This is a genomic window from Streptococcus pseudopneumoniae (genome assembly GCF_001076775.1).
GTDB classification, from domain to species: domain Bacteria; phylum Bacillota; class Bacilli; order Lactobacillales; family Streptococcaceae; genus Streptococcus; species Streptococcus pseudopneumoniae_G.
Genome location: NZ_JVGV01000007.1, coordinates 74,318 through 86,404 on the forward strand (window position 1 = coordinate 74,318; position 12,087 = coordinate 86,404).

The following is a 12,087-nucleotide window of genomic DNA, read 5'->3' on the forward strand; positions in this document are numbered from 1 at the left end:
GGAGTTCCTATGGCAAAAACAGTCTATATCGCAGGTCTTGGATTGATTGGTGCCTCTATGGCACTTGGTATCAAACGCGATCATCCAGATTATGAAATTTTAGGATATAATCGCAGTCAAGTTTCGAGAGATATCGCCTTGAAAGAAGGCATGATTGACCGTGCAACGGATAATTTTGCCAGTTTTGCTCCTTTGGCAGATATCATCATTCTCAGCTTGCCAATAAAGCAAACCATTTCCTTTATTAAGGAATTGGCCAACTTGGACTTGAAAGAAGGCGTCATTATTTCAGATGCTGGGTCAACCAAGTCAGCTATTGTAGATGTAGCGGAGCAGTATTTGGTTGGCAAGGCTATTCGCTTCGTCGGAGCCCATCCCATGGCTGGTAGTCACAAGACAGGGGCCGCCTCTGCGGATGTTAATCTCTTTGAAAATGCCTATTATATCTTTACACCTTCAAGCCTGACAAGTCATGACACGCTTGAGGAAATGAAGGCTCTGCTTTCAGGTCTTCATGCTCGCTTTATCGAAATTGATGCCAAGGAGCATGATCGGGTGACTTCTCAGATTAGCCATTTTCCACATATTCTGGCTTCTAGTCTCATGGAACAGACCGCGGTCTATGCTCAAGAACATGAGATGGCAAGGCGCTTTGCGGCAGGTGGTTTTCGAGATATGACTCGGATTGCGGAAAGCGAGCCAGGGATGTGGACCTCCATTCTCTTGTCCAATCGTGAGACTATCCTAGAGCGGATTGAGGATTTTAAGGAACGTTTGAATGAGGTTAGTCAGGCTATCAGCAAGGGAGATGAGGAGCAAATCTGGAATTTTTTCAATCAAGCGCGTGAGCAACGTCAGACCATGGAAATTCATAAGCGTGGCGGTGTGGATAGCTCTTATGACCTCTATGTCGATGTTCCCGATGAAGAAGATGTCATCCTGAGGATTTTGGAACTGTTACGTGGAACTTCCTTGGTTAATATTCACATCAATGAGGAAAACCGTGAGGATATTCACGGGATTCTACAAATTTCATTTAAAAATGCTCAAGACTTGGAAAGAGCTGAGCATCTCATAACAGAAAATACCGACTACACAGTCGTCATCAAGTAAGGAGAAAATTATGTCAAATATTTACGATAGTGCAAACGAACTCAGTCGCGGTCTACGCGAATTACCAGAATACAAGGCTGTCAAAGCAGCTAAAGATGCTATTTCAGCAGATGCTGAGGCAAGCAAAATTTTTACAGAATATGTTGCCTTCCAAGACGAAATTCAAAGACTGGCACAGACAGGTCAAATGCCAGACGCTTCCTTTCAAGCGAAAATGGAAGGCTTTGGTAAGCAGATTCAAGGGAATAGCCTCTTATCAGAATTTTTTACTAAGCAACAACAATTGGCAATTTACCTTTCTGACATTGAAAAAATTGTTTTCGAACCAGTTTCAGAATTGCTAAAATAAGAAAATAACTATCATAAAGTCAGGAATTTTTAAGGAATTTCTGGCTTTTTATGATAAAATAGGTAAAAGTATTGCAAGTATGAGGTCCAGTATGAAACTAAAAACAAACATTAGCCACTTACACGGCAGTATCCGAGTTCCAGGTGACAAGTCTATTAGCCATCGGTCCATTATCTTTGGAAGTTTGGCTGAGGGTGAGACCAAGGTTTATGATATATTACGTGGCGAAGACGTCCTTTCGACCATGCAAGTCTTTCGTGACCTTGGTGTTGAGATTGAGGATAAAGATGGGGTTATTACCATTCAAGGTGTAGGTATGGATGGCTTAAAAGCTCCACAAAATGCCCTTGATATGGGAAATTCTGGAACCTCGATTCGCCTGATTTCAGGTGTCCTTGCTGGTGCAGACTTTGAAGTAGAGATGTTCGGAGACGACAGTCTATCCAAACGTCCTATGGATCGTGTGACCCTTCCCTTGAAAAAAATTGGCGTTAGTATTTCAGGGCAAACTGAGCGAGACCTGCCTCCCCTTCATTTAAAAGGGACGAAAAACCTAAAACCTATTCATTATGAGTTGCCAATTGCTTCTGCCCAAGTCAAGTCAGCCTTGATGTTTGCGGCCTTGCAGGCTCAGGGGGAGTCTGTAATTATCGAAAAAGAGTGCACTCGTAATCATACTGAAGATATGCTGCAACAATTTGGTGGTCATTTAAGTGTGGATGGCAAGAAAATCACAGTCCAAGGGCCTCAAAAACTGACTGGACAAAAGGTGGTTGTTCCAGGAGATATTTCCAGTGCAGCCTTTTGGCTAGTCGCAGGTTTGATTGTTCCAAATTCTCGTGTAGTGCTTAAGAATGTAGGTATTAACGAAACGCGTACAGGAATTATCGATGTCATTCGTGCCATGGGTGGAAAACTAGAAATAACTGAAATTGACCCAGTCGCTAAATCTGCTACCTTAACTGTTGAGTCTTCAGACCTCAAAGGAACAGAGATTGGTGGTGCTTTGATTCCACGCTTGATTGATGAATTGCCAATTATTGCCCTGCTGGCGACCCAAGCCCAAGGTGTCACAGTTATCAAGGATGCTGAGGAACTTAAGGTCAAGGAAACAGACCGCATTCAGGTTGTGGCAGACGCCTTAAATAGCATGGGTGCGCATATCACACCTACAGCTGATGGAATGATTATCAAAGGAAAATCAGCACTTCACGGTGCTAGAGTCAATACTTTTGGAGACCATCGTATCGGCATGATGACAGCTATCGCGGCCCTCTTGGTTGCTGATGGAGTAGTGGAGCTTGATCGTGCAGAAGCCATCAATACCAGCTATCCTAGCTTCTTTGATGATTTGGAGAACTTGATTCATGGCTAAGGTATTACTCGGATTTATGGGGGCTGGCAAATCGACTATTGCAAGAGGTTTGAACCCAGACTACATCGATATGGATGCCTTAATCGAGGAATGTTTGGGCATGTCCATTGCTGATTTTTTCGCTGAAAAGGGAGAAGCGGCCTTTCGTCAGGTAGAATCAGAAGTCCTAGCTGATTTACTACAAAGAGACCAAGTTGTGTCAACTGGTGGAGGAGTGGTCGTTTCTCAGCGAAATCGTGACTTACTAAAGACAAATTCTGATAATATCTACCTGAAAGCTGATTTTGAAACCCTCTACCAACGAATATCAACTGATAAGGACAATCAGCGTCCGCTTTTTCTAAATAATAGCAAGGAAGAATTAGCAGCTATTTTCCAAGAAAGACAGGCTTGGTATGAGGAAGTGGCTAGTCGGATTTTGGATGTGACCGAGCTAAGCCCAGATGAAATTATAGAGGAACTGAGATGAAAATTGCTTATCTAGGTCCCAAGGGATCATTTTCACACCACGTTGTGCAGACAGCTTTTCCTCATGAGGAATTGCAGGCCTTTGCTAATATTACAGATGTCATCAAGGCCTATGAGCAAGGTTTGGTGGACTATTCTGTGGTGCCAGTTGAAAATTCTATCGAGGGTAGTGTGCATGAAACCTTGGACTACCTTTTTCATCAGGCTCGCATTCAAGCAGTGGCAGAAATTGTTCAGCCTATTCACCAGCAGTTGATGGTGGTTCCAGGTCATACTAAGATTGAAAAGATTTTTTCACATCCACAGGCTTTGGCTCAAGGTAAGAAATTCATCGATGAACAGTATCCAGAGGCCCAAATCGAGGTAACAGCTAGTACAGCTTATGCGGCCCGTTTTATTTCCGAACATCCAGACCAGCCTTATGCAGCCATTGCACCAAGAAGTTCTGCTGAAGAATATGGCTTGGAACTGATTGCTGAAGATATTCAAGAAATGGAAGCCAATTTCACACGATTCTGGGTTCTGGGAGCTGAAAAGCCTAGTATTCCCTTGAAAGCACAAACTGAAAAAATGAGTTTGGCATTGACCTTACCTGACAATCTTCCAGGTGCACTTTATAAGGCCCTATCGACCTTTGCTTGGAGAGGAATTGACCTGACAAAAATTGAAAGTCGTCCACTCAAGACAGCACTGGGCGAATACTTTTTCATAATCGATGTGGACTATGCCGATAAGGATCTGGTCCACTTTGCCCAAAAAGAATTAGAAGCGATTGGAATCCAGTATAAAGTACTGGGTGCCTATCCTATTTATCCAATATCAGACCATGGAAAGGAGAGAAGATGAGTAAAGAAAATCCTTTAAGCCATCACGAGCAGTTGCGCTATGACTATCTCTTTAAGAATATTCATTATCTCAATGAGCGAGAGAAAAAAGAGTTTGCTTACTTGCAAGGTAAGTTAAATATGGCTAGCAGTAGTGAAGCTTCTCCAGAAATTCATCATGAAAATTACGATTTGGAAGAGTCCTTCATGGAACCAATCAATCAGTCTCCTCTTCCATCCTATGGTAACCGTAGCCGTGCAAAAAAATACAAGAAAAGCCACTCTCTTCCAAAGGTTAAGTCCAAAAAACGTAAGATTCGTTGGGGGCGCATTTTTGCAGGGTTGCTTGCTCTTCTAGCCTGTGTCGGTTTTGGCATGATTTTTATGTTCCTAAAAGGTTATTCAAATGCGGATCCAACCAAACCTGCCAATGCTAAGGCAGCTCAAGTAGAAGTTTTTCATGGTCAAGATACCAAGGATGGGGTCAATATTTTGATTATGGGGACGGATGGACGGATTGGCCAAAATAGTGCTGAGACGAGAACGGACTCGATTATGGTACTAAATGTTGGTGGCTCAGATAAGAAAATTAAGCTGGTCAGCTTCATGCGTGACAATTTGGTTTATATAGATGGTTACAGCCAAGTCATTAATGGTAGAAAGCAGTCAGATAATAAGTTGAATGTGGCCTATGAACTAGGTGAACAGGAAGGACAAAAAGGTGCAGAAATGGTCCGGAAAGTCCTAAAAGACAATTTTGACTTGGATATTAAGTATTATGCCTTGGTTGATTTCCAGGCCTTCGCAACCGCTATTGACACTCTATTTCCTGATGGTGTGACGATTGATGCCAAATTCTCAACCTTAGAAGGTCAACCTTTAACCGAAGCTACGGTGGGAGATGACTTGCATGCTACGGAAACAGAGTCACCAACCCAGACTATCAAAGTTGGGAAACAGCAGATGAACGGTTCAACCTTGCTCAATTATGCACGTTTTCGTGATGATGACGAAGGTGATTATGGTCGTACCAAGAGACAACAGCAAGTGCTGACAGCTGTTCTGCAGCAACTCAAGGATCCAACCAAACTCTTTACTGGATCAGAAGCACTTGGTAAGGTCTTTGGGATGATCTCTACGAATGTTCCTTATAGTTTCTTATTGACCAATGGTTTATCCTTCCTAGATGGAGCGCAAAATGGTATTGAGAGATTAACAGTTCCAGAACTAGGTGATTGGGTCGATGCCTATGATGTTTATGGAGGACAGGCACTCTTAGTAGACCAAAATAAATATCAAACCAAGCTATCTCAAATGGGAATGAGATAAGATAGAAAAATCAAAGTTTGAAGGCTATTTATCTAGCAGTCAGGCTTTGATTTTTTACAGTCTGCAATAGATTTTCATCCCTTATTTGTGGTATAATGGAACGATACGATAGAAAGAATAATGAACAATATGACTGATTTAAAAGCAATTCAGGCTCGAAGTCTGGAGATGGCTGAATATTTTGTGGCTTTTTGCAAGGAACATGATTTGCTTTGTTATCTTTGTGGTGGAGGTGCTATTGGTGCCCTTCGAAACAAGGGTTTCATTCCTTGGGATGACGACCTAGACTTTTTTATGCCTCGTAAGGATTATGAGAAATTAGCAGAAATATGGCCTCGTTATGCAGATGAGCGTTATTTCTTGTCAAAGAGTAACAAGGATTTTGTCGATCGTAATCTTTTTATTACCATTCGTGACAAGGAAACCACCTGTATCAAACCTTACCAGCAGGATTTGAATTTACCACATGGTTTGGCCTTGGATGTGTTGCCTTTGGATTATTATCCGAAAAATTCAGCTGAGCGAAAGAAGCAGATTCGCTGGGCACTGATTTATTCACTCTTTTGTGCCCAAACTATTCCAGAAAAACATGGCGCACTTATGAAATGGGGAAGTTGCATTTTACTCGGTTTGACTCCAAAATCTCTTCGTTATCGCATTTGGAAAAAAGCTGAAAAAGAAATGACCAAGTACAGTCTAGATGAGAGCGATGGAATCACGGAATTATGCTCGGGTCCTGGTTACATGAGAAACAAGTACCTAATCGAATCTTTTGAAGATAATCTTTTCTTGCCATTTGAAGAGACAGAGATGCCCGTTCCAGTCGGCTATGATGCTTATCTCAGCACTGCTTTTGGGGATTATATGACGCCGCCACCAGTAGATAAGCAGCTACCACATCATGATGCTGTCATCGCTGATATGGATAAGTCTTATACAGAATACAAGGGAGAATATGGTGGCTAAGAAAAAAATATTATTTTTTATGTGGTCTTTTTCTCTCGGGGGTGGAGCAGAGAAGATTCTATCTACCATTGTTTCAAATCTAGATCCAGAAAAGTATGATATTGATATTCTTGAAATGGAGCACTTTGACAAGGGATACGAATCTGTTCCTAAACATGTATGCATTTTAAAATCTCTTCAGGATTACCGCCAAGCCAGATGGTTACGAGCTCTTTTGTGGAGAATGAGAATTTATTTTCCAAGACTGACCCGTCGCTTACTGGTGAAAGATGACTATGATGTTGAAGTTTCCTTTACCATTATGAATCCTCCACTTTTGTTCTCTAAAAGAAAAGAAGTCAAGAAAATCTCTTGGATTCATGGAAGTATTGAAGAATTTCTTAAGGATAGCTCCAAAAGAGAATCACATAGACGCCAGTTGGATGCTGCGGATACCATTGTAGGAATTTCAAAAAAGACCAGTCATTCTATCAAGGAAGTCTATCCAGACTATGCTTCGAAATTACAGACGGTCTACAATGGTTATGATTTTAAGACTATTCTAGAAAAATCTCAAGAGAAGATCGATATCGAGATTGCTCCTCAAAGTATCTGTACCATTGGACGGATTGAGGAAAATAAGGGTTCTGACCGTGTGGTGGAAGTGATACGATTATTACACCGAGAGGGAAAAAACTATCATCTCTATTTTATCGGGGCTGGGGATATGGAAGAGGAACTGAAAAAACGCGTCAAAGAATATGAGCTTGAAGACTATGTACATTTCCTTGGTTATCAAAAAAATCCTTATCAGTATTTGTCTCAGATGAAAGTTCTCTTGTCTATGTCTAAACAAGAAGGTTTTCCTGGAGTGTATGTGGAAGCCTTGAGTCTGGGAATTCCTTTTGTCTCTACGGATGTCGGAGGAGCTGAGGAATTATCTCAAGAAGGACGATTTGGACAAATCATTGAGAGCAATCAAGAGGCAGCTCAGGCAATTACGAACTACATGACCTCTGCCTCAAACTTCGATGTCAATGAGGCTAACCAATTCATTCAACAATTCACAATTGCCAAACAAATCGAACAAGTAGAAAAACTATTAGAGGAGTAGCATGGAAACTGCATTAATTAGTGTCATTGTGCCAGTCTATAATGTGGCGCAGTACCTAGAAAAATCGATAGCTTCCATTCAGAAGCAGACCTATCAGAATCTGGAAATCATTCTTGTTGATGATGGAGCAACGGATGAAAGTGGTCGCTTGTGTGATTCAATCGCTGAACAAGATGATAGGGTGTCAGTGCTTCATAAAAAGAATGAAGGTTTGTCGCAAGCACGAAACGATGGAATGAAGCAGGCTCACGGAGATTATCTGATTTTTATTGACTCAGATGATTATATCCATCCAGAAATGATTCAGAGCTTATATGAGCAATTAATTCAAGAAGATGCGGATGTTTCGAGCTGTGGTGTCATGAATGTCTATGCTAATGATGAAAGCCCACAGTCAGCCAATCAGGATGAGTATTTTGTCTGTGATTCCCAAACATTTCTAAGGGAATACCTCATAGGTGAAAAAATCCCTGGAACGATTTGCAATAAGCTAATCAAGAGAGAGATTGCAACTGCCCTATCCTTTCCAAAGGGATTGATTTATGAAGATGCTTATTATCATTTTGATTTAATCAAGTTGGCTAAGAAGTACGTTGTTAATACCAAACCCTATTATTACTATTTCCATAGAGGGGATAGTATTACGACTAAACCCTATGCAGAGAAGGATTTAGCTTATATTGATATCTACCAAAAGTTTTACAATGAAGTTGTGAAAAACTATCCTGACTTGAAAGAGGTTGCTTTTTTCAGATTGGCCTATGCCCACTTCTTTATTCTGGATAAGATGTTACTAGATGATCAGTATAAACAATTTGAAGCCTATTCTCAGATTCATCGTTTTTTAAAAGGCCATGCCTTTACTATTGCTAGGAATCCAATTTTTCGTAAGGGGAGAAGAATTAGTGCTTTGGCTCTATTCATAAATATTTCCTTATACCGATTCTTATTACTAAAAAATATTGAAAAATCTAAAAAATTACATTAGAACGGGGGTGAGCAAGTGATTGATGGAAAACGATTATTATTTAGTTTGACTATAGTCAGTTATGCCTTGACGCTAGTAAGTGGAATTGTGTATCTGTTTAATAATAACAATGTTAGCTTGCTTTCTACTTTATTGTTCTTACTGGTTAGTAGCTTAATTGCTTGTTGGAATGATATCAAGTATTACTTAATCCATTTTATTTTCTTTTTAACTATTTTTGTATTTCTGGTATCAAGGCCGACTATTGATTACTTTAGGGATGGTGCTTTGGATACCTATCATCCCATAGCCTATCGCTTTGCCTTTATAGTTGTCATGGTTTCGATATTGGGATTGACCACAGGGGGGCTCCTAGCTCGCTATTTTATAGCTAGAAAGCAAATAAAAGTACCCAAGATAGGAAGTTCTCTAAAAGATGTTTACATCAAGCGGTTGCGCTTTGTATCGCTAGGAGTTTTTCTTCTAACCTATCCTTTCTATTTCATTCGGTTATTTGAACGGCTCCTGTATCGCTTGCAGACTTCCTACTATGCCTACTATGCAAACTTTGAAAGTAAACTGCCTTATTTTACCTATATCTTATCAACATTTACGGTCTATGCAATGTGTATGTATTTGGCAACCAAGCCAAAGAAATGGCAGGCAACAGCAGTGCTTGTCTCCTTTATTGCAGCTAATACTATTCATTTGGCAATCGGGACACGCAATCCCTTTATTTTAAGTATTCTATTTGCTTTTGTTTACTACTTTATGCGGGAGCAAACAGAAAAGGGAAAATGGATTGGATTTAAAGAAAAGTTAGCGATTTTTGTAGGTTCTCCTATTCTCATGTTAGCGATGGGAATACTTAATTATGTACGGGATAATGTCCAAGTTTCCCATACAGGTTTCTGGGATATCTTACTTGACTTTATCTATAAACAAGGAACCAGTTTTGGTGTTTTGGCTCGAGGTTTTCTATTTAACAGTAGCCTCCCTTACCGAGATTTCCGTAATTTTACTTTTGGTCCTGTTCTTGATTATTTTGCAAGGGGAAGTTTAGGGGCCATTTTCGGAGGAAAAGCCTTTGAACATACAACCAATAGTGTGGAACTAGCTATTGATAGTAATAGTTATGCCCATAATCTATCCTATCTTGTCTTGAACAAGGAATACTTGAAAGGACATGGTATCGGAAGTAGTTATATTATGGAGTTGTATACAGACTATGGTATGATAGGAGTCTTTCTACTTAGTCTCTTACTCGGTATGCTATTTATAGCCATGTTGCAAGTAGCCTACCGCTCAAGAACAATTCTATTTGCCTTGTCCCTACTCATCTTGAATAATCTATTCTTTATGCCAAGAAGTAGCTTTTCAGAAAGTTTCTTCAATCTATTTACAATGCAATTCTGGGGAATTGTTCTTGTGATTCTATTCGTAGCGAAAATGCTTACAAAAGAGAACCAGTATCTACTAAACAAAGGAGAAAAAAATCATGTTTGAACATTATTCAGTAGCTGATTTATTTGCAAATCTTTACAAAAAACGAAAAGCAAATATTTTAGCTCTCATCGCTTTATTTGCTCTCATTGCTATACCATTTACAATTAAAGCAGTTAAGAATAAAAACACTGTCAAGGACACAACAAGTTATTCAACGTATATTAGCTATAAAATCACACCTCCGGAAGATTCAGCTAAAACGATTTTGAATCATCAAATTGGTGGTTATAGTGATTTCTACGGAAAATTGATTGATGGGAATTTGAATGGAGCATATCTTTTCAATGATGTAGAACCGAATGAGTTGAAAAAAATTGCCAGTGAATTGGATACTACAGAGACAACTTTGAAAAATTCTACAAGTGACTATTGGTGGAAAAAATTGACCGTCTACTATATGATTGACGATGCAGGGGTTGGTGTGAAAATTTTGACACCAAGTAAAGATGCTAATGACTTGTTAGAGCGAAAAATTGATGGATTGATTGAGAAATTTAAACACACTTATGCAAATGTAAAAATTGAAAAATTGGAAACCATCAACTCTAAAGAATTGAATGCAAACGGTGAGACAGCGCTTGGATTGAATGTGAAAAACTTGATTCTACGTTTAGCTGTTATTGGAGTAGTCTGTGTGATTTTGGTTGTGATGGGAAATGTATTGGTTTATCTCTTTAATCCAACAATCAATAGAGCAGGTGATTTTTCTCAGTATCAAATTGATTTTGTAACAGAGATTACAACAATTGCTAACCTAGCAGATGTCTTGTCATACAAAAATGCTGGTCAAGAGTTGACTATCGTTAGCTCAAATAAAGCTATCCTAGATAAATTGAAACAAAATCAAGAGGCTTTAAAAGGAATGCATTTTGTAGATTTACAGGACGTACCATCTCTTTTGGAAAGAGATACAGTCCTTCTTGTTGAAGAATACGGAGTAACTCGTTATAAGAAATTTGAGCAAAGTCTTCAAATCCTTCGAAACTTAAATCGTTCTATCCTGGGTGTAGCAACCTTTAAATTATAAGAATTCTAATGTATCAGGTCTTCAAAGTCAGACGAGAAGTTTGATTTTGAAGGCTTTTTCTATTTGTCTGCAGAAATTTTCTCTTATACTCAATGAAAATCAAAAAGCAAACTAGGAAGCTAGCCGCAGGTTGCTCAAAGCACTGCTTTGAGGTTGTAGATAAAGCTGACGTGGTTTGAAGAGATTTTCGAAGAGTATTAGAGTCTTCTACAGAAGTTACCCTATGGAAAATCTATCCCGGCAGAGGAGCCTTCTTTTGATAAAATCGTAAAAATCTAGTATAATAGATAGAACTGAAAGTATGAGGTTACTAGCAATGAAAATGAAACAAATCAGTGATACAACTTTAAAAATCACGATGTCTTTAGAGGATTTGATGGATCGTGGCATGGAGATTGCTGACTTTCTTGTCCCTCAAGAAAAAACAGAAGAGTTCTTTTATGCCATCTTGGATGAGTTAGAGATGCCTGAGAGCTTTTTGGATACAGGTATGTTGAGCTTCCGTGTGACTCCAAAACCTGATAAGGTTGATGTTTTTGTAACCAAATCAAAGATTGACCAAAATCTAGATTTTGAAGACTTATCGGATTTGCCAGACATGGAAGAATTGGCTCAAATGTCGCCAGATGAATTTATCAAAACCTTGGAAAAAAGCATCGCAGACAAAACTAAGGATGATATCGAAGCGATTCAATCTCTAGAGCAAGTCGAAGCCAAGGAAGAAGAGCAGGAACAGGCTGAACAAGAAGCTGAGAGCAAGAAAGAGCCTTACATCTATTACATCCTTTCTTTTGCTAAGTTGGCTGACTTGGTGGCTTTTGCCAAGACAGTGACTTTTGAGATGGAAACTTCTGAACTCTACAAGATGAATGAGCGCTATTATTTGACCATTTTAGTGGATATTGAAAATCATCCAAGTCCATATCCAGCTTGGCTGTTGGCCCGTATGCGCGAGTTTGCAGACGATAGTGACATCAGTCGTTCAGTCTTGCAAGAGTATGGTCAAGTCTTGATGAATCACGATGCAGTGCTAAATCTGCAAAAGATTGGATAATCATTTCTGGAAAATT

General features: G+C 39.5%; 12 protein-coding genes. All 12 read left to right on the top strand.

From position 1 onward, the window contains the following. Positions 1-9: 9 nt before the first annotated feature. The 12 genes from ADJ60_RS01290 (at position 10) to mecA (ending at position 12,071) form a co-directional block, all read left to right on the top strand. Complete coding sequence (locus tag ADJ60_RS01290; protein ID WP_049542906.1) at positions 10-1,113, top strand: prephenate dehydrogenase; 1,104 nt, start codon at positions 10-12, stop codon at positions 1,111-1,113. Positions 1,114-1,123: 10 nt separating this feature from the next. Then, positions 1,124-1,462 carry a YlbF/YmcA family competence regulator gene (locus ADJ60_RS01295; protein ID WP_049542908.1) on the top strand — a complete coding sequence of 113 codons (339 nt, stop codon included), beginning with the start codon at positions 1,124-1,126 and terminating at the stop codon, positions 1,460-1,462. A 91-nt stretch (positions 1,463-1,553) separates the two neighbouring features. Next, positions 1,554-2,837: a 3-phosphoshikimate 1-carboxyvinyltransferase gene (gene aroA, locus ADJ60_RS01300; RefSeq protein WP_049542910.1), complete on the top strand. Its 1,284-nt coding sequence runs from the start codon at positions 1,554-1,556 to the stop codon at positions 2,835-2,837. Beyond that, positions 2,830-3,306 carry a shikimate kinase gene (locus ADJ60_RS01305; RefSeq protein WP_049542912.1) on the top strand — a complete coding sequence of 159 codons (477 nt, stop codon included), beginning with the start codon at positions 2,830-2,832 and terminating at the stop codon, positions 3,304-3,306. The genes aroA and ADJ60_RS01305 overlap by 8 nt, the downstream gene beginning before the upstream one ends. Further along, positions 3,303-4,151 (top strand): prephenate dehydratase, encoded by an 849-nt coding sequence (gene pheA / locus ADJ60_RS01310; RefSeq protein WP_049542913.1) that lies wholly within the window; start codon positions 3,303-3,305, stop codon positions 4,149-4,151. The genes ADJ60_RS01305 and pheA overlap by 4 nt, the downstream gene beginning before the upstream one ends. Further along, complete coding sequence (locus tag ADJ60_RS01315; RefSeq protein WP_049542915.1) at positions 4,148-5,458, top strand: LCP family protein; 1,311 nt, start codon at positions 4,148-4,150, stop codon at positions 5,456-5,458. The genes pheA and ADJ60_RS01315 overlap by 4 nt, the downstream gene beginning before the upstream one ends. A 120-nt stretch (positions 5,459-5,578) precedes the next feature. Continuing rightward, complete coding sequence (locus tag ADJ60_RS01320) at positions 5,579-6,424, top strand: LicD family protein (protein WP_080983305.1); 846 nt, start codon at positions 5,579-5,581, stop codon at positions 6,422-6,424. Next, a complete protein-coding gene (locus tag ADJ60_RS01325) occupies positions 6,414-7,517 on the top strand; it encodes a glycosyltransferase (RefSeq protein ID WP_080983306.1) in 1,104 nt (367 codons plus the stop codon). Before ADJ60_RS01320 ends, ADJ60_RS01325 begins: the two co-directional genes overlap by 11 nt. A 1-nt stretch (position 7,518) precedes the next feature. Beyond that, positions 7,519-8,505 carry a glycosyltransferase family 2 protein gene (locus ADJ60_RS01330; protein ID WP_049542918.1) on the top strand — a complete coding sequence of 329 codons (987 nt, stop codon included), beginning with the start codon at positions 7,519-7,521 and terminating at the stop codon, positions 8,503-8,505. Positions 8,506-8,520: 15 nt separating this feature from the next. Beyond that, positions 8,521-9,990 carry an O-antigen polysaccharide polymerase Wzy family protein gene (locus tag ADJ60_RS01335; RefSeq protein WP_049542920.1) on the top strand — a complete coding sequence of 490 codons (1,470 nt, stop codon included), beginning with the start codon at positions 8,521-8,523 and terminating at the stop codon, positions 9,988-9,990. Next, entirely contained in the window at positions 9,983-11,017 is a 1,035-nt protein-coding gene (locus ADJ60_RS01340; RefSeq protein ID WP_049542922.1) for a hypothetical protein, read from the top strand. Before ADJ60_RS01335 ends, ADJ60_RS01340 begins: the two co-directional genes overlap by 8 nt. 316 nt (positions 11,018-11,333) lie before the next feature. Next, on the top strand, positions 11,334-12,071 hold the full coding sequence (gene mecA / locus ADJ60_RS01345) for an adaptor protein MecA (protein WP_045606088.1): 738 nt from the start codon (positions 11,334-11,336) through the stop codon (positions 12,069-12,071). Positions 12,072-12,087: the final 16 nt, after the last annotated feature.

Coding starts and splice junctions, on each gene's coding strand:
- ADJ60_RS01290 (WP_049542906.1), top strand. CDS start 10: ATGGCAAAAACAGTCTATATCGCAGGTCTTGGATTGATTGGTGCCTCT.
- ADJ60_RS01295 (WP_049542908.1), top strand. CDS start 1,124: ATGTCAAATATTTACGATAGTGCAAACGAACTCAGTCGCGGTCTACGC.
- aroA (WP_049542910.1), top strand. CDS start 1,554: ATGAAACTAAAAACAAACATTAGCCACTTACACGGCAGTATCCGAGTT.
- ADJ60_RS01305 (WP_049542912.1), top strand. CDS start 2,830: ATGGCTAAGGTATTACTCGGATTTATGGGGGCTGGCAAATCGACTATT.
- pheA (WP_049542913.1), top strand. CDS start 3,303: ATGAAAATTGCTTATCTAGGTCCCAAGGGATCATTTTCACACCACGTT.
- ADJ60_RS01315 (WP_049542915.1), top strand. CDS start 4,148: ATGAGTAAAGAAAATCCTTTAAGCCATCACGAGCAGTTGCGCTATGAC.
- ADJ60_RS01320 (WP_080983305.1), top strand. CDS start 5,579: ATGAACAATATGACTGATTTAAAAGCAATTCAGGCTCGAAGTCTGGAG.
- ADJ60_RS01325 (WP_080983306.1), top strand. CDS start 6,414: ATGGTGGCTAAGAAAAAAATATTATTTTTTATGTGGTCTTTTTCTCTC.
- ADJ60_RS01330 (WP_049542918.1), top strand. CDS start 7,519: ATGGAAACTGCATTAATTAGTGTCATTGTGCCAGTCTATAATGTGGCG.
- ADJ60_RS01340 (WP_049542922.1), top strand. CDS start 9,983: ATGTTTGAACATTATTCAGTAGCTGATTTATTTGCAAATCTTTACAAA.
- mecA (WP_045606088.1), top strand. CDS start 11,334: ATGAAAATGAAACAAATCAGTGATACAACTTTAAAAATCACGATGTCT.